Source organism: Aquiflexum gelatinilyticum, assembly GCF_024741135.1.
GTDB lineage: Bacteria > Bacteroidota > Bacteroidia > Cytophagales > Cyclobacteriaceae > Cognataquiflexum > Cognataquiflexum gelatinilyticum.
The window spans coordinates 237,914-258,331 of record NZ_JANSUY010000001.1; the positions used below are offsets into that span (position 1 = coordinate 237,914).

20 protein-coding genes are annotated in these 20,418 nt (G+C 42.2%); 10 read left to right on the top strand and 10 right to left on the bottom strand.

The window, feature by feature from the left end:
• The first annotated feature begins 25 nt into the window (after positions 1-25).
• Together NU887_RS00985 and NU887_RS00990 are read left to right on the top strand one after the other, a co-directional pair.
• On the top strand, positions 26-574 hold the full coding sequence (locus NU887_RS00985; protein ID WP_258421483.1) for a fasciclin domain-containing protein: 549 nt from the start codon (positions 26-28) through the stop codon (positions 572-574).
• Positions 575-775: 201 nt separating this feature from the next.
• Complete coding sequence (locus NU887_RS00990; protein WP_258421484.1) at positions 776-1,180, top strand: STAS/SEC14 domain-containing protein; 405 nt, start codon at positions 776-778, stop codon at positions 1,178-1,180.
• Positions 1,181-1,301: 121 nt separating this feature from the next.
• On the opposite strand, the gene NU887_RS00995 is transcribed toward NU887_RS00990, so the two are convergent.
• The 10 genes from NU887_RS00995 to NU887_RS01040 form a co-directional block, all read right to left on the bottom strand.
• Positions 1,302-1,679 carry a hypothetical protein gene (locus NU887_RS00995; protein ID WP_258421485.1) on the bottom strand — a complete coding sequence of 126 codons (378 nt, stop codon included), beginning with the start codon at positions 1,677-1,679 and terminating at the stop codon, positions 1,302-1,304.
• Entirely contained in the window at positions 1,642-2,424 is a 783-nt protein-coding gene (locus NU887_RS01000) for a sterol desaturase family protein (protein WP_258421486.1), read from the bottom strand. Before NU887_RS01000 ends, NU887_RS00995 begins: the two co-directional genes overlap by 38 nt.
• A gap of 7 nt (positions 2,425-2,431) precedes the next feature.
• Entirely contained in the window at positions 2,432-2,770 is a 339-nt protein-coding gene (locus tag NU887_RS01005) for a DUF2147 domain-containing protein (protein ID WP_258421487.1), read from the bottom strand.
• Between the two features lie 289 nt (positions 2,771-3,059).
• Positions 3,060-4,679 (bottom strand): cadherin repeat domain-containing protein, encoded by a 1,620-nt coding sequence (locus NU887_RS01010; protein ID WP_258421488.1) that lies wholly within the window; start codon positions 4,677-4,679, stop codon positions 3,060-3,062.
• A gap of 11 nt (positions 4,680-4,690) precedes the next feature.
• Positions 4,691-5,593, bottom strand: coding sequence for a CE1 family esterase (locus tag NU887_RS01015; RefSeq protein ID WP_258421489.1), 903 nt, complete (start codon positions 5,591-5,593; stop codon positions 4,691-4,693).
• A gap of 117 nt (positions 5,594-5,710) precedes the next feature.
• Positions 5,711-6,694, bottom strand: a complete 984-nt coding sequence (locus NU887_RS01020; RefSeq protein WP_258421490.1) for a CE1 family esterase — start codon at positions 6,692-6,694, stop codon at positions 5,711-5,713.
• Between the two features lie 271 nt (positions 6,695-6,965).
• The gene (locus NU887_RS01025) at positions 6,966-8,111 is read right to left on the bottom strand and encodes a haloalkane dehalogenase (protein ID WP_258421491.1); all 1,146 of its coding nucleotides are present in this window, start codon (positions 8,109-8,111) and stop codon (positions 6,966-6,968) included.
• A 107-nt stretch (positions 8,112-8,218) separates the two neighbouring features.
• Positions 8,219-9,268 (bottom strand): pectinacetylesterase family protein, encoded by a 1,050-nt coding sequence (locus NU887_RS01030; RefSeq protein ID WP_258421492.1) that lies wholly within the window; start codon positions 9,266-9,268, stop codon positions 8,219-8,221.
• Between the two features lie 561 nt (positions 9,269-9,829).
• Positions 9,830-10,582, bottom strand: coding sequence for a LytR/AlgR family response regulator transcription factor (locus tag NU887_RS01035; protein ID WP_258421493.1), 753 nt, complete (start codon positions 10,580-10,582; stop codon positions 9,830-9,832).
• Positions 10,579-11,559: a sensor histidine kinase gene (locus tag NU887_RS01040; protein ID WP_258421494.1), complete on the bottom strand. Its 981-nt coding sequence runs from the start codon at positions 11,557-11,559 to the stop codon at positions 10,579-10,581. Before NU887_RS01040 ends, NU887_RS01035 begins: the two co-directional genes overlap by 4 nt.
• Positions 11,560-12,556: 997 nt before the next feature.
• Here NU887_RS01040 and NU887_RS01045 point away from each other — a divergent pair.
• The 8 genes from NU887_RS01045 (at position 12,557) to NU887_RS01080 (ending at position 20,368) form a co-directional block, all read left to right on the top strand.
• Positions 12,557-13,558 (top strand): sensor histidine kinase, encoded by a 1,002-nt coding sequence (locus tag NU887_RS01045; RefSeq protein WP_258421495.1) that lies wholly within the window; start codon positions 12,557-12,559, stop codon positions 13,556-13,558.
• Positions 13,555-14,328, top strand: a complete 774-nt coding sequence (locus NU887_RS01050) for a LytR/AlgR family response regulator transcription factor (RefSeq protein ID WP_258421496.1) — start codon at positions 13,555-13,557, stop codon at positions 14,326-14,328. Before NU887_RS01045 ends, NU887_RS01050 begins: the two co-directional genes overlap by 4 nt.
• A 359-nt stretch (positions 14,329-14,687) precedes the next feature.
• Positions 14,688-15,116, top strand: a complete 429-nt coding sequence (locus NU887_RS01055; RefSeq protein WP_258421497.1) for a DUF2147 domain-containing protein — start codon at positions 14,688-14,690, stop codon at positions 15,114-15,116.
• A gap of 19 nt (positions 15,117-15,135) precedes the next feature.
• A complete protein-coding gene (locus tag NU887_RS01060; RefSeq protein ID WP_258421498.1) occupies positions 15,136-15,909 on the top strand; it encodes a hypothetical protein in 774 nt (257 codons plus the stop codon).
• A gap of 127 nt (positions 15,910-16,036) precedes the next feature.
• A complete protein-coding gene (locus NU887_RS01065) occupies positions 16,037-17,362 on the top strand; it encodes a TolC family protein (RefSeq protein WP_258421499.1) in 1,326 nt (441 codons plus the stop codon).
• Entirely contained in the window at positions 17,359-18,450 is a 1,092-nt protein-coding gene (locus NU887_RS01070; protein WP_258421500.1) for an efflux RND transporter periplasmic adaptor subunit, read from the top strand. The genes NU887_RS01065 and NU887_RS01070 overlap by 4 nt, the downstream gene beginning before the upstream one ends.
• Positions 18,447-19,691, top strand: a complete 1,245-nt coding sequence (locus tag NU887_RS01075) for an ABC transporter permease (protein WP_258421501.1) — start codon at positions 18,447-18,449, stop codon at positions 19,689-19,691. The genes NU887_RS01070 and NU887_RS01075 overlap by 4 nt, the downstream gene beginning before the upstream one ends.
• Positions 19,688-20,368 carry an ABC transporter ATP-binding protein gene (locus tag NU887_RS01080; protein ID WP_258421502.1) on the top strand — a complete coding sequence of 227 codons (681 nt, stop codon included), beginning with the start codon at positions 19,688-19,690 and terminating at the stop codon, positions 20,366-20,368. The genes NU887_RS01075 and NU887_RS01080 overlap by 4 nt, the downstream gene beginning before the upstream one ends.
• The last annotated feature ends 50 nt before the right edge of the window (positions 20,369-20,418 follow it).

A 20,418-nucleotide genomic window follows, 5' to 3' on the forward strand; every position in this document is an offset into this window, starting at 1 on the left:
TATATCTAAACCAAGATCAAGAAAAATGAAAACATTTAGAATTTTATCATTGACGTTGGCAACAGCAGCTACAACCTTTCTAGCAAGTTGTGGCGGTGCACCAAAGGAAGAGACAGTTGAAGAAACAACCGTTGAGGTTGTGGAAGAAACTCCGGCCGAAGCTCCAAAAACTGTTGTTGATATCGCTGTTGGTTCTCCTGACCACACTACTTTAGTTGCTGCAGTTACTGCAGCCGGATTGGTTGAAACTTTAAGCGGAACAGGTCCATTTACGATCTTCGCGCCAACCAACACTGCTTTTGCAGCATTGCCTGCAGGAACAGTAGACAACTTGTTGAAGCCTGAAAGCAAAGACCAACTTACTTCTGTATTGACTTACCATGTAGTAGCAGGCAATGTGATGGCTGCTGACCTTTCGGATGGTCAGGTAGTTAAAACTTTGAACGGCCAGGACTTGACAGTATCCATCAAGGATGGCAAAGTAATGATCAACGGTGCGACTGTCACTGCTGCTGACCTTACAGGTAGCAACGGTGTCATCCACGTAGTAGATGCAGTGCTATTACCAAAGTAATTTGTAAACTAACAAAAAAATTGAAAACCTGCCATTTGGCAGGTTTTTTTGATTTTATGGAATATAGGTTTTCTAAAATTTAAAAACCTCCTCGTTGTCTACCTGTTTCCCTCCTGTCTGCGGCAAATATTTGGATACAGGCTAAGAAACAGTTATCCATTTTTTTCCAAAACTCTTTACTCCAAATCCTGTTTCTCCAACATGGACAGCTATGCAATCATCGACGAATCAAATTTTCCCATCATCCGGATTCGATTTACAGGCCACAAAAGTACAAATCAAAACTTCCAAAATTATCTCGACCAAACGAAGGCTTGTTACCGGTTTGCAAAGGGGTTGGCGATTATTTTTGATGCTTCGGATGCGGCAATCCCCTCTCTTTATCACCAAAAAATGCAGGCCAAATGGCTCAAAGAAAATGAACAACTCATGAAGGACTTTTGTGCAGGAACAGCCTATATTATCCCCAACGCAGTGATCAGGGCCATCCTAAAGATGATTTTTTCATTTCAAAAACAGCCTGTTCCTTACAAGATCTTTGAATCTGAACCCGAAGCCAATGCTTGGGTTAATGGACTTGACTTGGAAAGCAACTCCACTGCCTAAGCTTTGAATTGAAATTCATCATGTTATGAAGTGGGTTTTTACCTTCCCAAGAATCTGGGATGTTGTAAGGAACAAGATTCGCAAAAAATACTCAAAAACCTGATTGAACCTATTTTCATCACTACAGATCTCCCTCCATTGTTTTTTTAAGATTTCGCTGGCTCGGCAATGCCTCAACTTCTTTGATTCTTTTATTTCTTGGGTCATTCACCATCTTATGGACAAAGTACAAGGGGATAAGCATCAAAAATCCAAAAGTGCTCTTGAACAGACTGAAGACCACAATTCCGATAAGGACTCCGATAAGAAATGGATTGTCCAAACCAAAAAAGGCAGTTAAAATTTTTGCTTCCCGTGTTTTGTCAATTTCCGGAATGGCGTCTGATAAGGTGACCTCCCGATTGACACATCCAAAAAGATGGAGAAATGAAAAGCAAAGGATTGCCAAACCCAATCGGCTGCTAGTTGGATTTTCCCTCTTTGATGCGTTGTTTTTCACGTTTCCAATTTCCTCTGATATAATCAATAATCGGCTGAAAATTAAGTTTTAGCGGATTATTACTGTAAAAGCCCGTGGTGACTCCGTAAGTTACTTTTTCAGTCTCGGGCTCATACGTGCCAAAGAGTCGGTCAAAGATAATGAGCATGCCTCCATAATTTTTATCAATATATTTTTCGTTGGACCCATGATGCACCCGATGGGCCGAGGGGGTGTTGAAAAACAATCCTTCCAGGAAGCCCAACTTTCTCACCGCTTCGGTATGCAGGAAATATTGAAAGAATAAATTGACGAGCAAGCTGACAATAATCAGATCTGCAGAAAAACCAAGGAGGACAAAAGGAACATAGATCAATGGACTCAAGAATGTGCCTATCCAATTTAATCGGACTGCCGTGGATAGGTTCATCTTCATGCCGGAATGATGGGTATGATGAAGGGTCCAAAGCAAGGGGACCTCATGGCTCAGCCTGTGGTACCAATAAAACCCAAACTCCGTAACAAGGAAGGTCAGAACGATGGTGAAGAAATTGGTAGGAATACTTAAAAACTGAAAGGATTCTACCCATCCCAGTGCAAAATATTTCCAAGCCAAAGAGAGCGGTTTCAGGAGGGTATTTCCAATAAATATCCCAAGATTAGCCAGACTTTCTCTCGAGCTGAAAACCTCTTTCTTTTTGGCTTGAGACCAAATTATCTCCAGAAAAAGGGCAAGAATTACAAAACCCGCAAATATCAATTTCATGTTCATGTTATTGCAGTTTGGTCCAGTTGACTTTTCGTTCTACCCAACCGACTTTGATGGTGACTTCACAATCATTTGACTGCTGTGAAAAGGAAGCATCAAACCATTTGTCAAATTTAGGACTATACAATTTACCTTTCAGCAGATTCTCCTCTCGGCGGAGCTCTTTGAGTATTAGCTTGCCGAGAGGTGCTTTTGGATGGTCAGATGAGATGATTCTTCCTTCCATTTTGCCATCGGTTTCTTTGATTTCAATTACGGTATTTTCCTGTCCGGTATTCCAGTGTCCAAGGATGGATTCCTGAGCCTTCAGTGAAATTGAGCTTAACAGAAATATACTTATCATAGTCAGTGTTTTCATATTATTTTTTCTTTTGATTATACAGTTTATCTATTGGGAAGGCTTTGAGCCTTTACTTAACAAAGGGTAATAAGGACGCTTCTTCATTCCTTTAATTTGATACCCTCAAGGGATTGATCTGAGCCCTGATCCTAGGTTCCAAGTCAGGTGACCCTAGGGCATTACTTGTACTGGGATTGGGTGTTTGATTTTTTCATTATTCTAATTTTTATCTTTTCCCATTGAGGTCAAATCTTTTAGAGAATGCCCAGGTTTCTTCACATACCTATTGAAATTAGTTGCTTACCCGCATCGGATTATCTAAGGCCATGATCACGGGTTCCAGATCGGCCGGGCCTGGTGCAGTATAACTGGCATTTGGATAGGGTGTTGGTCCAGGGCCTCCGGGGTTATAAAACGCGGCGTAGCCACCTGCCAAATTGGGGATTTCTACATGGGTAATATTCCGCATCGCCGCATCATCACCTACTAATATGATGTCAATGTAGTTATCGCCATCTTCATCATAACAATCATCATACACCACCCCATTTTCCCCTTCTTTTCCGCCTAAATCTGAAAGTCCAATTACTTTCAATGAACCACCTTGCACCGCATGATCTACATTTTCCTGCTCCAGTAACACAGTAGTTCCATCCGCCCCTTTTACATGCACCCTAAAGAATTTTTCATAGTCAGTAGGTAGCACTCCCTGAACGCCGTTAGGTGAAAAACCTCCGGTAGTCAGTACCCTCAACCTACAAGCTTTCTTCCCGTCAGCTTCAGCCTGTGCCAATAGATCACCATAAAGTGCATACTCATCATTGCCCGGTTGCTGTACAGGAAGTTGTATAGATGCGCCCTCAGCTGCATTGGGGTCGCAGTAATTCAGTTTTGCGCCAACCAATCGTGGGCCGTTGTTTTCATCGTACGGACTAGAAAATGTTTCTTTGAACAAGCCCTGCGCGTTGAACTCCTGCCCATTGGGGCCGACCAGTATCAGTTCTCCCACTATTTCCACTTTGGTTACATACCTAGCATCAGGGTCGGTGCTTGGTTTTTTGTTCGCAAATTCACCTGCAAGTACAATCACGTTGCGTTCATTGATTTCGACATTAGGGAAAACCCCAGCCGAAGAGGGTATCACCACATCTCCATTGCTAACCGTGATCCTGAAGTCGCTTAAATCAATGGTATTGGTTCGAACCGGCCAGGAGATTACCATTGGCAAAGCGTCGAGACCAATGGCCCCATCTTTAAACTCATCTGCGTAAGGGTTTTGAACTATAAAGACCTGTTCCATAGTTGTTCTTGTAGTAGTAAAGGTTCTGTCAGCCGCATCTTCACAGCCGATGTTAGAAGCCCATGCCCCGCCAATACTTTCTACTAGCGCTTCAGTAATTTCATCCACTTCTATACCCACAATATCAGCAAAGCCCAAACCAGCAGAAAGGATTTCAGGTTGGTCAGACCAATAATCGGCATCGGCTAAACGCCCATCAAAAAAAGAACCTCCAGGAAAACCGGGGGTACTAATGGTAACCACCTGAGGCGTTACATTCACCGTCATTATTGCCTCAGCATTGTTTCTGCCATCGGTTACCTGAACCGTTAGGGAATAGGTGCTGGTAGTTTTATCATCTAGCGTTTTTGCAAGCGATAGTGCTCCCGAAGTACTCTCCAATGAGAAGGTGGCATCTGTATTGCCCGCAGTAATGCTAAATGTAAGTGGTTCATTATCAACATCTGATACCACAATTGTACCGATAGACGTCCCAATATTGGCATTTTCTGCAACTGAAAATGTTTGGGCAGCAATGGAGGGGGGTGTATTTGTTGGTTCCATTTCTTCCTCTTCGCAGCCAATGAATAAAGCCAGTATTCCAACTATCGTTATTAATTTTATTTTCTTCATTTTTCTGATTTTTATCTTTTCCCGTTTACATCAAATTTTTTAAAAAACTCCCATGCCAATTCACTGGCATTGATGTCATAGCTGGTGCCCGGCTCACCAAACCAATCGTGTACACCTCCTATCACTTCCAGATGTTCTATTTCTACCCCGTTGGTACCCTTTTGGTACAGATAACTTACCACTGTACTTCCATTGCCTGGATCGATATCAGGTAAGTTGGATATGATGGGTAGGGATTCTGTTTGATTGAATTCGGCCCAATATTGAAGAGTAGGCAATACACCTTCGTATGGGACAAGCGGGTCCTCGTTTCCATGCATCTGAAGAATAGGAGTTGGCTTTGAAGGGTTGCAATTGGTTATCTGATCCGGGGACATATACCCCTTGACAGCAGCTGTGGCAGCAATTCTGTGATTTAGCTGACAGGTGATTTCCAGTGCCATGAAGGCGCCGTTTGAAGAGCCTGCCAGGTAGACCCGCGCCAGATCAATTCGATACCTGCTTGCTACCTCATCAATTAAGACATTGATAAAATCGACATCATCCGGCAGATTGGGCATACTTTGCTGGTTCCAAAATGTGAGGTTGTTTCCCCTCAAAGATGTCGCTTGTGGAGTCACCAGAATGAAGGCCTCTTGATCGGCCAGTAGATTGAACTGACTCAAATTATACTGACTTTCTTTGGTCCCTCCTGCCCCGTGCAAGCTGAAAACAAGGGGTACGGGTTCGTCACCTGTGTAGCTTTCCGGGATGTACAAGAGGTATTCCCGCTGAAGGTTACCGTGGCTGATGGTCTCATCGAAAAGACCTTTCTCGGGAGTTTCTGCAATCACGGGCTCATCTGCTTCTGCACAACTGGTAACTAGTGCCAGCATCCCTAACAGGGCGATTATCTTGATATTGGATTTTTTCATTGGTTTTCAGTTTAGAATGTATGGTGATTTAAAAAGAGAAATAGTTCATCAGGTCCAGTTTGTGATTCCCAAACTGATCCAGTGCATTCTATCCCTCCACTTAAGTGGTTCAGAAGTCTAGTTCCTTTCAAACTTTTTAAAGAATTCCCAGATCTCTTTCCCGGCTTTTATATCCTTGTTGGTGTCTTCAAAAAGTGCCGTAGGTCGGTTATTTATTGGAAGACCAGGCCAAGTATGTCCACCCCCATTGATGCGGTAAAACTTCACCTCCGAACCACCTGTCCCATTGGAATATTCCAATACAGTAACCGTTGAGTTGTCACCTGAATCGGAGTCAGCCAGGTCAGTTTCTTTTGGAGTTGTATTGCACCCATTTATCCCCACCCAATAGTCAACTGCAGATTCAATAGCTAAAGCCGGAACCGTCCAGCCATCGACATTGAAAGCTGTAGGCGGAAGGCCACCGTTTTCGTAGTTGGTAATGGGATCATCCGTGCCATAGATGTATAGCATCGAGATGGGATTGGGACTAGTATTTGCAAATGTTTCATGTAAAGAAGCCGATACCGTGGCCATTGCTGCAAAACGGCTATTGTCTTGGTTGGCCACATTTTGAACCATAAAGCCCCCATTGGAAAATCCGCACAAATACCTTTTGGATGGATCTATTTTTAATTCCTCAGTTACTGCGTCAACCAACGCATTGATATAACTGACATCGCTGCGCGCGTCTGCAATACCCCCTCGACCCTCTGCCCAAATAAATCCTCCGGAACCTGCATGGCCCGCCTCTGGGTATAACATGATGAAGCCCTGTGATTCAGACACATCAATAAAATCGGTAGATGACTGTGCAAGCTCTTTGTTCTCTGGAGCACCATGCAAGTAAACTACTAGAGGTACTTCTTCATTGCCAGTGTAAGAAGTTGGAATGTACAAGGCATATTCAAGCTGTTTATTTTCGTGGAAAAATGTCCGGTTTAAGAGTCCAGTCTCTACAGGCGCCAGAATTGGCGAGGAATCCAGATCCTCCTGACAAGAAACCAGGAATGAGACGATGGATAAGAATAGAAGTAGGGGTTTGAATTTTAGCTTTTTCATAAAATTTGAATTTATTTTATCGTTAAATTTTTGATACAAAAGGGTACCCAAGGGCTCTCTTGGATAGAATAGGAAGTTGGTGGAAAACAGCTTTGAATCAGCTTTTGAGATCTTACTATAACCTGCTCCCATTTGGCTGTCTCATTTACCATTTCGGCAAACTTTAGCCTCATGGCTGTGGTAAAATTCATCCAGAAACAGGAATGATGGGTATGGTGCTAGGTCCATAAAGTGGGCACTTCATGGCTCATAGGATGGGCTTTACCTCAAATTAGAAATTGCCGTAAAATTCAACCAATCTAGTGGCTATCTCTACACCCTGATCATGCTGCAGGAAATGGCCGGCTTCAGGAAGACGGTCATGCGGCTGCCCTTCAGCCCCTGGAACCTCATCAATAAACTTTTGCTGCGTTTTGCAACTGCCTAAGTTGCCAGGATCATTCCCTCCCCAAATAGTCAGGAATGGCTTCTTGTATGAAGTAAGACCCGCCCAGGCATCTTCGTTGAGTCCGGGCATTTGATTGATCAATGACGGGAATGTACGGACACCCGCCATGTAATCGCGGCTGGGGAATGGCGCATCGTAGGCCGCTTCTTCTGCTTCTGATAACGGGAACCAAGTGCCACTTTCTACTACCTCAGAAGCGTGAAAGGCAGTGTCTTTCATGGCATAGTTTATCCATTGTCCAAAGCCCTCCTGCGAACTTCCTCCTTCAAAGAGCAATTCACAACCATTGTAGAAGGGGAACTGTTGATCAGGCAGGTTTGCAAGCGGGAAGTTTAAATCTTCATGTTCGTTTGGGTTTTCTACAGTTGGAAAGGGTTGAACGCCTTCAGGTATTAGTAGTAAATCTCCATTTCCGACACTAATCGTGGCAAACCAGTCCGGATTAAGTCCGGCTACCCGCAGACCGATCAAGCTGCCCCAGTCCTGTACAAACAAGTTGATGTCGCTTAACCCAAGGGTCTGAATAAATTGTCCTAAGCGATCAGCATGACCTAGATAGCTGTAGTAGTTGATATCGATGGGTTTGTCGGAGCGTCCCATGCCGATGTGGTCCATCGCAATGACCCGGTATCCGGCTTCAGCGAGTACAGGAATCATTTTCCTGTAGAGGTAAGACCAACTTGGTTGGCCGTGCAACAACAATACAACTTCACCATCTGCTGGCCCCGCTTCTGCATAGGCTTGGCGTAATCCGTCTATTTCAACATACTTATAATCGTAGGGCCAGTCTGGTAAATTTTCAAATTGTGCTTCAGGAGTCCTGACGAATTCAATGCCACCTGCTGTAGTTAAAATTTCAACTGCTGTTTCTTCCAGAGGAGAAACCTCCATGTCCTCATTTTGGCAAGAAACTATAAATAAAGCAATGGATAAGAATATAAATACTGGTATAAATTGGAGCTTTTTCATAATGAAATGGAATCCTTTTTAACATTGAATTTTTGATGTAAATGATTAGCTAGCATCCATCTTCGATGGAAAAAATTGTTGGGAAATGCTTTTAAGACGAGCTTCTATTACTCGATAACTGTTTCCCAATCCGCAGTTTCATTGATCATTTCTTTTATCCATTGCCTCACGGATATACCTCCTATTTCAAGATTGAAACTTCTGATGATATAGGTATGAGCATCACCATTATCAATCAAACTTTGGAAGCGTTCGGGGTGGGCGTTGTTAAGTTCCATAGCAGCTTCTATGAGTTGGGCTTCAAAAGCGGGAGCACCTAGAGCAGCTGAACTAATGGAGTCTTGCTTGGAGCTTATGTAGGCCATTCTAATGTTATCATCTTGCTCCAGCTGATACTTATGCAAACCGGTCAAGTTTCCATCAGCTCCGATACAATCACTGCAACTTGAAGGTATAAAGGCATTAGCATTCCAATAAGTAAATAAGCCCTCAAAGCCTCCAGGATTACCAAGACCTTGGCCTGAATCATTTACTACATAAATACGGGCTTTGGGATATAATTTTCTAACTAAGGGTAAAGCAGTATGCACCGCAAAGCCTCCTGCGCTGTTTCCGGCAAGGACAATCTTATCGGGCGAGGGATAGTTTTGAACAATCACATCCAGGGATGCGGATAGGTTTTGCAAACCCTTGAAAAAACGGTCCTTTACCCCATCCCCGTCGCTGTCTACCTCGTTGTCGCCAGCCATCATAGACCCATCGCAGTAAGGCACATACCCTACATTAAAATTTGCCACAGGGTTTTGCGGGTCGGATGGGTTAAGAATCCCGAAAGGAATATAAGGAATGCCCTCTTCCACTGCTTCACAAACTACCGGGCTACAAAAGCCCCCTCCTTGTAGGAAGATCATCAGGTTATTGCTACTCCCATTTCTAGTAAACATGGAAAACTGGCTGCCTGTAAAACAAACGGGACCATCCAGATTACTAAATAAATATTGGGTAACGCCTGAAGGGCCCGCTTGTGCGGACGAAATTGGTTTAATGGTGCCCAAGTACCTATCTACCCCTTGATCATAGAGTTCTTGAAAAGCGGAGGAGCCTACAGGTTCGATTTCAGGTTGTTGCTCTTCATCTTCTACACAGCTCAAGAGCACCACAAACAGTGGTAGAAATAAGAAATAACTGAATTTAGATGTTTTCATTTTACCAAAATTTAAAGTGTTTGTTTTATTGAATACATCGTAAAATTGTCCTATTTGATCGTGCTGATTCGGTGTAAACTGACTGAACTGCACCAAAAGGCAAGTCAATTGAACAGGTTGGGAGTTAAGGTTTTAATCGGTTGGTCTGTACCAAAAAAATTATTGATCGATTAAAAAATGAGCTTTTTGAAGGCCTATATAACAATTTCACATACTCCGTAAATTTGTTCAGCAGGATCATTAAATAAAGTCCCGTTTGCAGAAGTACATAGACAAAGGCTAATTCTGTTTAAAGATGGAGTCTTTTACACCACAAGCCACAGGATATTAATAGGGGCGAATTACACCGATATACCTTAATTTGATTCCATTTCCTGTTTGCTTCTTCAATAGATCGCACAGGTAATTTGTGGAGAGGTTTAGCTTATGAGGATTGCAGGTTTTTATGCAGCGTGCAAAGCAAGACTTCGGTCAAAAAACTGGGAATTTCAACATTTTAAAAAAGATACTACCTTATCTCTCCAACCATTCCTTAAATGGCGATACTTTCAAGCGGCTGACCACCGCTTGCTCGGGTAGCTGTATACTCAGATGTAAGATTATTTTTCGGTTGAAATAAGGCTCAAAAGATTGTATGGCCCTCCTGTTCACCAATACCTGTCTGTTGACCCGAAAGAACTGGCTCGGATCGCAGACGGATTCTACGTATTCCAGTTTTTTAAAGATGGGATATTTTTCCCCTTCAAAGGTGTAGAGGTACACGTTTTCATACTCCACGGTAAAAGCGGCGATTTCTTCCACTTTTTTGATTATAGATTTTTCACGGTGCTGGGTCAGAAAGTTCTTTTGAAATTTCTTATCATCCTGTGTCTGCATGATTACAGGTGCTGCATTTTTAGCTTGCAAACTGCTGACCAGCCTTTTGTATTTCTGAAGCGCCCCATGGATTTCTTCTTCTTTAAAAGGCTTGAGCACATAGTCTATCCCGTTGTTTTTGATCGCTTCGAGTGTATACTCATCGTAGGCGGTGCAAAACACGATGGGCACGGTTACATCCACATGTTTAAAGATTTCGAAGCTCTTCCCATCTGCCAACTGGATATCAAAAAAGAGAATATCCAGGTTTTTCTGGTATTTACTCAAGTACTGGACCGCTTCTGCTATCGACTCTAGTTTTTCGATGACCATAAAGTCGTCATCTTGCTCAATGATTTCCTGTAAAAGTAAGGCGGTATGTGCTTCGTCTTCCACAATTAAGGCATTCATCTTTTCAGCAGTTTTAATTGTACAAGAAAATGTCCGTCCGTTTCTTTAATCGTAACCCCATCCTGCTGATTCAAAAGCGCATAACGCTTTCTCAAAACATCCAGGCCATAACCGGAGCTTTCAGTCTCTTCAATTTTCGGTTGGAGGTTATTGCATACTTCGATATGACCGCTATCCGTACTTAGGATCTCAATGGTCAGCGGTTTTTTGGCGGTCATACTGTTGTGCTTGAAGCAATTCTCTACCACTATCTGCAATGCCATAGCAGGTAAATGCAAGGAATGCAACTTCTCGTCAACCCCAAATTTCACTTCCACGGCTGCCTCGTTGCGGTTTTTCATCAGGAAAAGGTACGACTCTAGCACCATCAGCTCTTCAGAAAGCGGTAGCGTCGAGTTATCGTCATGCCTCAATATCTGCCTGTAAAAGTCGGACAGCTTCATTATGAAAGCCTCGGCATGTTGATGCTGTTGTCGCACCATGGAACGTAGTGTGTTCAAAGAGTTGAACAGAAAGTGTGGATCGACCGTTTTTTGCAAAGCTTTTAATTGGACCCTGTAATTTTCCTTCTGTATCTGCTCCTTCTCAATCAATAACTTCGAAATATTTTCCTGCGTTTTGAGCGCATATTGAATAATCATAAAAATGATGGAAGCAAATATGATTCTCGGTATCGATTGGGCCCTTAATGAATTCTCTACTCCATCTGGCATAAATAGGAAGAAAAGACCGTTTAAAACGACAATACAAGCAAGGATGCCCAACACAAATAGCAACGCCCTATATTTGGTTTTTTTTACCCTCCAAAGTTCCCAAAGCATATACCACAATGCGTAACAGGTGATGAACCCAACTATCCAGTTACCGATGAAACCCATATTAAAAATGGACTCCGTATCGGGGTTTGCATATATCCCCAGAAGGGGCAAAACCATGGATAGGGCAATGGGAAATATGGTTTTTGTGTTGAGTTTCAATTTTAAGAATAGAATATTTAATACAAGGATTAGGCAACTAGTTAAGATTTTTTGGTGTATCTACCAAAAATGGGAATTCCTGATTCAGGGAGCTTCTGAGGTGTCTTCACCGACTTTCGGTTTGTCCTAAATTCACGGAAAATTTAATGCTTTTTCATGATTGATTTACCCCAAAATTACGTCCTATTACACTCCTAGTATTTATCGAACGCAGTGAACTGAACAAGGATGTCTGTGAATTGAACAAACATACTATCAAAGGAACATATCTACTAAATCAGTTCAACTGTACCCCCGCCATCCTCAAACCTCCTTTGCGCCCATAGGGGCGAGCGCAAAATTAACCCTTCCAAATAAAAAAACTTCCTAGTTATTGGAACCTTCGCTGATCAAAACATCCCCGGGCTGCAAAGATTTGGTCTTTACATTTCTGAGAAGGGCTAATATGCTTCTGATTTTCATGGTTCAGGTTGGCAGCGTAATAAATAATTTATACAATTTTTTCGGAAAATTGTTTTCGATCAACCCTTTTGAGGAGTTAAAAGGGGGAACTGGGATAGGCTTTGATAGTAGTTGAAGTGGCAAACTGCTTCTGTTCATGCAGGATTTTTTTTTGGATTCAATTGGGAGTATCGGTATAAAAAAGGAATGATGAAATGCCCATGATCCCGTATGTACGGGATCACACATGGAGAAGATTATCTTGACGTATTCTTCCGAAGATAAATCGGGAAAGCCTATCTGACCTTTGAAAAACAAATTATAAACAGTTGAAATCTAGCCTTCCTGTGGCAGACAGGCATGACCTAAAGTGACACACAGAGAGATAATTATAATCCATGCGAGATTCCATAAGGCCTATGAAGAAAAATTATAATCATATGAAATTAAAAACCGAAGAGTTCAATCCTTTAAAATCAAACTTGAGCTGTCAATTTGAAGGTTTTGAACAAAGATTTATTCCTATTTAAATGATTTTTCGTATGCTTGTTGAGCTATGAATAGAATTGAAAGAATATTACCCATCATCCTTTCCTTGCTGCTGCCTGGACTCAGTATTATAAGCAATAGGGGTGATCTTGATCCGATACAAGCTTTTCCAAAATACCTGTTAAGTGTCTTATTTCTATATTCTATTTGGCAGTTAAATGACTACCAATTCAAGCATCCGGACTGGTTCATTTTTAGAGTTGGTGAAACCAAAATGGTGAAAGCAGTATTTGTGTTGACCAATCTCCTATACATCTGCTTTATTTTGGTCTTGGATTATTTCCTTTTGCCATCATGGATAAGTCTATCTTCTGCCGTACCCATATGGGTTGTGGCAACCAGACTTACTATGGCCTCCTTGATCTTTGCAGTATTCCAACAAGCACTGAAAATGACCAAGAAGCAGGAGTCTCTTTATGCGCAAAACCTCCTGCTTCAGACTGAGAAGCTAAAGTCTGAATTGGAAACTATGAAGCAGCAGATCAATCCACATTTTCTATTCAACAGCCTTAACACATTGATTGATTTGATTGAAGAGGATCAAAAAAAAGCTGTTGGCTTTGTCAGGGTTTTCTCGAATCTGTACCGGGTGGTTTTACAAAGCAGCAGGCGGGATTTTGTTTTTCTCGAGGATGAGCTGACCTTTTTAAATGATTATTGGGAGTTGCTGAAAATCCGGTTTAATGGGGCGGTTCATCTCGAAGTGAATATCCCTGACGAAATGCGTAAGGTGCTGATCCCTCCACTTTCTTTGCAACTCTTGATCGAAAATGCAGTGAAGCACAACCAAGCAACCCACGAAAATCCGCTCCGGATCGAAGTATTTGAGACCAAGGATACTTTAGTCATTCAAAACAATATCAATCCCAAACCATTTGTATCATACAGTGAGGGACTTGGTCTTGAAAATTTACAGAAACGTTTTTCATTGCTGGTGGCCCCAATCGAGTACGGTGAAGATAATGAGTTGTTTAAAGTGATTTTGCCATTAAAAAAGAAACAATTATGAACCTCATAATTAAGATTCTAATCGTTGAAGATGAAGATATTGCCGTAAAACGCCTTTTGAAAGAGTTGGAAAAACTACCTATAAGGTTTGAAGTGATAGGTGCAGTAAATAGTGTTCAAGGTTTTCTGGATTGGATGCGGACACGACAGGAAGCAGATTTGATTTTTATGGACATCCATCTTACTGATGGGCTTAGTTTTGAGATTTTTAAGCACGTGGAGGTTTCTATACCCGTAATTTTCACTACTGCTTTCGATGAATATGCCTTGCAGGCATTTAAAGTGAAAGGATTGGATTATATTCTTAAACCGATAGATCCCACAGAACTGGAGAAAGCCATTAACAATTATCTGGCATCATATAAAGATTACAACCGTCAAAATTACATGCATCAATTGATAACCTTGGCCAGGGAATTTAGGCCTGAAAGCTACCGCTCTAGCTTTCTAGTCGATTTTAAGCAAAAAATGCACCTCGTGGATGTATATGACGTGGCCTTCATTTATGTAAAGGAAAGGGGATTATTTCTTCGAAAGAAGGACCAAAAGGAATATGTCATTGATTTTTTTCTGGATGAATTGGAGAAGCAATTGGACCCGGCAATGTTCTTTAGGGCCAATCGTCAGTACTTGGTTGCCCGATCTGCAATAGAAGAAATAGAGCCTTATTTTACGGGACGTTTATTGCTCAAGGTTCACCCCGAGCCACCTTCACCGATTATCATCAGCAAAGAAAAAGCTTCGGAGTTTAAACGGTGGGCGGATTATTGATTTTGACAAGTAAAGTCAACCATAAACTTTTTTGCTGCCTTGACCTTGAACATCTTTCACTTGCTCAGCAGCAACTTTTCACCCAACATGCTGCCTAAGCAACCCTGAAGGTGCAATAGAAATTACCGGCATCCGCTGGAGCCATTTTCTAATTTTATGCCAAAGAAGCCATCCATCAGGTATCAGTTAATCCTTGTCCTGAAGTATCACCATGATGTAATACCTGAAGTGGGGAGGAGAGTCTTCTGATTTAGGCAGATAAAGAACGGTTCAACCCTTGATTTTTCTGCTTCAGCAACCTTAGCCTACTTTAGAAAAAGTATCCCATGTTAATTTGATTAATAAATAATTCAAAATGTATGGAAAAGGTGAATAAAGTAATAATAACAATCTTTTTGGTTATAGCCGCATTTCAGGCACATGCACAAGAATCAATCAATGGGATCTGGCTTACAGAGGAAGGGAACAGTAAGGTTGAAATCTACCAAAAGGGCGACAAATCCTTTGGTAAAGTGGTTTGGCTGGAGCAACCTACAGACCAAAATGGGAATCCCGTCACCGACCGAAACAACCCAAACAAGGATTTAAGGAATCGCCAGGTTTTGGGTATTGATATGTTAAAGGACCTTCAATATCGAAACGGAAAGTGGTACGGTAAAATCTATGCTCCAAAGCGCGGATTGGAATTGGATGTGGTATTGGTTGGCTTGGGAAAAGAAAAACTGGAGTTGAATGTGTCTTACCGAGGGTTTACCCGCAAGCAAACCTGGACTCGATCGACACTTTAAGCTTGCAGATTCAAGTAGAATGAGAAGGATACTGGTATTGCTAGCCCTGCTGATTACCTCATGCAACTTAATGGCCCAGACCACAGGATATGTCCCGTTCACTTATGCCAACAAAACGATAGAAGAACTGGAAAAAAGACCGGTTCTTATAGACTCTCTTAAAAGGGTTTACAAAAAAAGATGGACTATAGGATTGGAATATGGTCTGAGGTTCGTGTCCAATTCTGGTCGGTCAACTTTACCGGATACGATCACCCTAGCAGATTTTACGAGCAAGAGATCGTTTATCGGTTTGGAGGGTGGGTATTTTGTTTCAAAAGACATCCAAGTTTTCCTCGCATTTGATTTTATGTCTTTACCTAAAAACCAAACCATCACTTCCCTGACAATTGGCGGACCTAATGGGATACAAGTCGAGGGTAGTGGCAGTGGAGGGGCAATGGTTAATGTTGGAATTGGGGGCAAGTATTTTTTCAACGTCGGAGCTTTTAGCCGGATATATACCGGATTAAAGCTAGGGATAATAAAAGCTGTGGCTGAAGGTGGAAACGGTGGGTTTACGCTCGCACAAGGTCAGTATCAACAAACCATCCGTCAAAGCAGGAACTACAACTATGGTAATATTTTATTTGGACTTGCCCATAGACTTTCGCCAAGACTGATGATTGATATTAACATGGGCTATCTACATGCTTCAAGTTCAAGGAATATAGGTGGGATTATTTCTCCGGGAGGAATTACTTCTACGCTTGCATTACAGTTCATTATTGGCAAATGGAATCGAGTGAGATGAACTAACTAAATGGATGCCATGCCTAATGAATAATCCTGTCGAAAGACCATCTCCATTCCATAACGGAACAGGCTATTTGCAGTGGCCGGTTAAAAACAAATTTTGTAAACATGAAAAAAAACCGAGAATGACTTTTAATAAGCAATTCATGCTTTTGCTTTTTATGATCATTTCCTTTAAAGCTGGTGCTCAGACCGATCCTGTTTTGGTGGAGGTTGCTTCTGTGGAAGAGCTTATCAAGCTCATAAGAACGCAAAACCCAGATCTGAAGAGCTATTTGCTCAATGTGGAAAAGAGCAGTTTTGAAGTAAAGGCTTCAAAGTCAGTATTCTTGCCTTCAGTTACCGGCAGCTTCGGTGGGCAAAAGAACTTCGAGCTGCCCGTCACTCCCGTTCCAGGCGATTTCTTTGGTCAGCCTGGCGGCACTGTAAATGCCCAATTTGGACAGGAATACGCCTACAATGCTGGCCTCAATTTAACGATGAGTCTGATCGACTGGCAATCTATGCTGAAGGTGAAAATGGCTAAGTTGACTTATGAAGCCGCTGAGGCACAACAAGCGGCTTACCTACAACTACTTGATCAGCAGGTACATTTCACTTATTACGCCCTGGTCATTTCCAAGCAAGCCATAGCCCTAGCTGAGAAGGATATGGAAATAGCTGACAGCATTGCTTCGTTGAGTGAGCAAAAATTCAGAGAAGGCACATTGGATGCAATAGCTGCGAACCAAGCAGGAATCAATTCCAATGTCACTAGGCAAAACCTAACTACCAGCAGACAACTATATCAAAACAATAGCAATGACCTTAAGCTTCTGTTGGGACTGCGGGAAGTGGATTCAATACATGTTGTGGCTGATATAAATTATGAATTGCCTCCAAAATATAGCGCTATTGAGCTTGTTCCTGATGAGGAAATCAGACTAGCCAGAATCGGTGCGCAGCAGGCACAGAATCAGGTCAACATCCAAAAATCCCTATTTGTTCCTAAGCTTTCTTTATATGGCTATTATGGGAAACAACAATTCAGGGAAAATTTCGGGATTGAATTTGGCAATAATTCTTGGACAAATTACAGTTACCTCGGACTGAACTTTTCCATTCCCATTTTCACCGGTTTCTCTACTAAAAATAAACTTAGGGCCAGTAAGGTGGATCTTGAACTGGCAGAATATGAGCTGAATCAGGTAAATCTCGAGAGCCAAATTCAGGATGCCCAGCTGATTGAGGAGTATCACTCTAGTTTGATCAACGCGAATCTTGCCCTTGAGGCTTTTCGACTCTATGAAAAAAACGAAAGACTTACCCTTCAAAAGTATTCAGAAGGCTTGATCAGCCTGGATCGCTATCTCTACGCCTTTGAGGATTACCTAAAAGCTGAAAATGCATTTTTAAATTCTCTGTTGAACACTTATTCCTATTACAGCCAAATCATTCCAAGAATCCAATGAAAACTATCCGAAACCTATCGCTTTGTTGTGGCATTTTGGCCATCCTTAGCTCCTGCAATACTTCAGAAACTACAAGTGCCCGGCAGATAGCAATAGTAGATGCGGTATTTGCAAGTGGTCATATCATCATGGAAAATGAATACCTGGTCACAGCAAACAGTGAGGGCTACCTAGTGGCAGCACCGATTCAAGAGGGGGATTCTGTAAATGCAGGGATGCCGTTATTTCAGCTCTCCAGTGAGGTGCAAAACGAGCAGTTGTCTGGAGCGCAAGCGACCTACCAGGACGCCCTTAAGAATCTGAATGATAACTCACCTCAACAGAGTCAACTTCGCCTGCAAATCGAACAGGCCAAAGCGCAACTTGAAATAGATGCTGCCAATTACAAACGATATCAGAATCTATCTAAGACTGGAGCGGTATCGCAGCAAGAGCTCGAGCGTGCCAAGGTGCAATATGAAAACTCCAGACGCCAAGTGGATATCCTACAAAAATCACTGAGTGATCTGGTAGAAAAATTGAGGCTTAACCTCGTCAATGCAGAAACCCAACTTAATATCCAAAAGGAAAACACCAGCGATTATTACCTCTCCTCTTTTATTGACGGTAGGGTACTGGAAGTTTATAAAAATCAAGGGGACCTTGTAAGACGAGGAGAAACTATAGCCAGGATTGGAGGAGGAAAACCGCTGGTAAAATTGTTTGTGGGAGAGGAGGATATTGACAAGATCAAAGTAGGGCAGCTGACCACCATCTCGCTGAATACCCAAAAAGACGACTTACTTGATGCTCGCATTTCAAAAATCTATCCCGCCTTTGATGAGCTGCAGCAATCATTTATTTGTGAAGCAGCATTTGCAGAAGCCCCCGAGCTCTATGTGAACACCCAGCTGCAGGCAAATATCATCATCGCTCAAAAAGAAAATGCCTTGGTCATCCCTAGCAATTACCTTCTGCCGGGTGATAGTATTCTCTATAAAGACGGGGAAAAAGCAGCAGTAAAAGTAGGTATCCGCACTAGTGACTGGGTGGAGATCATATCCGGGCTTGATCAATCCAGGCAAATTAAACAGATGAAAAAGCCATGAGTCGGGTGACCAATCTGAAAATATCCCGTGCCCACCTTACCTCAAGGGTCAAGCAAACCATGGTGGCGATCCTAAGCGTAACCTTCGGTATATCCATGTACATTTTTATGAATGGGTTCATGACTGGTGTCAATGATACACAAACTGAGCTCGCTTTCAGTACACTGGCGCACATTCATATCTATAATGATCTTCCTGAAGACAATACCAATCTTTTACAAAAGAAATATGGGGATGATAAACTGGTAAACCTTAGAAATGCGAAGGTGATCCAATATACTGAAGGAATTAAGAATTCTGCAAAGATTATTGCTGCCATTGAAGACCATCCTGCCATTACCGGCATTACTCCCCAAGTCAATGTCAATGTGTTCTTTAGAAATGGAGCCACCAAACTCAACGGAGTTTTATCAGGCATTGATGTGAATCAGGAGAGTGTCCTCTTCGGCACTGAAAAATACATTACACAGGGTAGCTGGAGGAGTTTGGAAGACCGAGGTGATGGAGTGGTACTGGGAGCAGGCTTGGCTGCGAAATTAAGTTTGACCCTAGATGATAATGTGACGGTGATTACTGCTGATGGTGTCAGTCGCAATTTTAAGGTAATCGGTATCATCAAAACAACTATCGGTGGGGTAGACAATGCCAAAGGCTACGTCCGCATCAGCTCAGCAAGGCAGTTGATTTCCAAAAATCAGGGTTATGTTACTGATATTCAGATCAACATCAAAAATTTCAATGAGGCAACCAAAGTAGCCACTCAACTAGCCCCCAAAGTTGCCTATAAAGTGGAGTCCTGGAATGAGTCTAACGGCCAACTTCAAGCCGGAAATGACTTAAGGAATATCATTGCTGTAGCTGTTTCACTCACCATCCTTCTGGTAGCCGGTTTTGGAATTTTCAACATAATGAACATGACTGTGAATGAAAAAATAAAAGAGATCGCAATCCTTAAGGCTATGGGGTTTGACGGAACAGACATCATTCAAATATTCTTGGTTCAGTCTGTCATCATAGGGGTGATCGGTGGAATAGTAGGGATCATTTTCGGCTATTTAGTTTCAGTATTGGTAAGCTTTATACCCTTTCGCGTGGCAACACTGGATACACTTCCGATGGTTTACGATCCCCAGGATTATATCCTAGCATTCATTTTTGGATTGATCACAACATTTGTAGCAGGATATCTCCCTGCCAAAAAAGCTTCTCAAGTGGACCCTGTAGAAATAATAAGAGGATGAACGAAGAAATAGCACTATCAGCCAGAGCAATTAGCAAATACTTTCACGAACCGGAGACCTTTCAGGTGTTGAAGGATATTTCTTTTGATGTCAAAAAGGGGGAGTTCTTATCCATGATCGGTAAGTCGGGCTCAGGAAAATCAACCTTGCTCTATCTATTATCTACCATGGATACAGATTATACAGGTGAGATTACCATCAATGGGGAATGCCTTACAGGACGGACCCAAAATCAGTTAGCAGCCTTTCGAAATGCGCACATCGGATTCGTTTTCCAGTTTCACTACCTGCTTCCTGAGTTTACAGCATTGGATAACGTGATGCTTCCGGCACTCAAACTAGGTAAAAAATCCCAAGAGGAAATCAGAGAAGATGCATATTCAAATCTAAAAATGCTTGGTCTTGAAGCCCAAGCAATGAAGCAAAGCAATAAACTATCCGGTGGACAACAACAACGGGTAGCAATAGCAAGGGCATTAATCAACCAGCCTGCCGTCATAATGGGTGATGAACCTACAGGCAATCTGGATTCGAAAAATACAGATATCGTGTTTGAGATTTTTCGCCAGCTGGCAGCCGAAAGGGGACAAACCATTATTGCAGTTACTCACGACGATGAGTTTGCACAGAAAAGTGACAGGATTCTAGAATTGGGTGATGGCCGTCTGTTGAATTGACAGCATCAACAATAGCTGAAATTGGGGTATGTGGACTTTACTACCAAACA

What these genes read in the sequence shown, in the direction of transcription:
- NU887_RS00985 (WP_258421483.1), top strand. Translation starts at nt 26, where the DNA reads ATGAAAACATTTAGAATTTTATCATTGACGTTGGCAACAGCAGCTACA.
- NU887_RS01065 (WP_258421499.1), top strand. Translation starts at nt 16,037, where the DNA reads ATGACTTTTAATAAGCAATTCATGCTTTTGCTTTTTATGATCATTTCC.
- NU887_RS01015 (WP_258421489.1), bottom strand. Translation starts at nt 5,593, where the DNA reads ATGAAAAAATCCAATATCAAGATAATCGCCCTGTTAGGGATGCTGGCA.
- NU887_RS01010 (WP_258421488.1), bottom strand. Translation starts at nt 4,679, where the DNA reads ATGAAGAAAATAAAATTAATAACGATAGTTGGAATACTGGCTTTATTC.
- NU887_RS01035 (WP_258421493.1), bottom strand. Translation starts at nt 10,582, where the DNA reads ATGAATGCCTTAATTGTGGAAGACGAAGCACATACCGCCTTACTTTTA.
- NU887_RS01060 (WP_258421498.1), top strand. Translation starts at nt 15,136, where the DNA reads ATGAGAAGGATACTGGTATTGCTAGCCCTGCTGATTACCTCATGCAAC.
- NU887_RS01050 (WP_258421496.1), top strand. Translation starts at nt 13,555, where the DNA reads ATGAACCTCATAATTAAGATTCTAATCGTTGAAGATGAAGATATTGCC.
- NU887_RS00990 (WP_258421484.1), top strand. Translation starts at nt 776, where the DNA reads ATGGACAGCTATGCAATCATCGACGAATCAAATTTTCCCATCATCCGG.
- NU887_RS01070 (WP_258421500.1), top strand. Translation starts at nt 17,359, where the DNA reads ATGAAAACTATCCGAAACCTATCGCTTTGTTGTGGCATTTTGGCCATC.
- NU887_RS01000 (WP_258421486.1), bottom strand. Translation starts at nt 2,424, where the DNA reads ATGAAATTGATATTTGCGGGTTTTGTAATTCTTGCCCTTTTTCTGGAG.
- NU887_RS01080 (WP_258421502.1), top strand. Translation starts at nt 19,688, where the DNA reads ATGAACGAAGAAATAGCACTATCAGCCAGAGCAATTAGCAAATACTTT.
- NU887_RS01020 (WP_258421490.1), bottom strand. Translation starts at nt 6,694, where the DNA reads ATGAAAAAGCTAAAATTCAAACCCCTACTTCTATTCTTATCCATCGTC.
- NU887_RS01005 (WP_258421487.1), bottom strand. Translation starts at nt 2,770, where the DNA reads ATGATAAGTATATTTCTGTTAAGCTCAATTTCACTGAAGGCTCAGGAA.
- NU887_RS01045 (WP_258421495.1), top strand. Translation starts at nt 12,557, where the DNA reads ATGAATAGAATTGAAAGAATATTACCCATCATCCTTTCCTTGCTGCTG.
- NU887_RS01075 (WP_258421501.1), top strand. Translation starts at nt 18,447, where the DNA reads ATGAGTCGGGTGACCAATCTGAAAATATCCCGTGCCCACCTTACCTCA.
- NU887_RS01055 (WP_258421497.1), top strand. Translation starts at nt 14,688, where the DNA reads ATGGAAAAGGTGAATAAAGTAATAATAACAATCTTTTTGGTTATAGCC.
- NU887_RS01025 (WP_258421491.1), bottom strand. Translation starts at nt 8,111, where the DNA reads ATGAAAAAGCTCCAATTTATACCAGTATTTATATTCTTATCCATTGCT.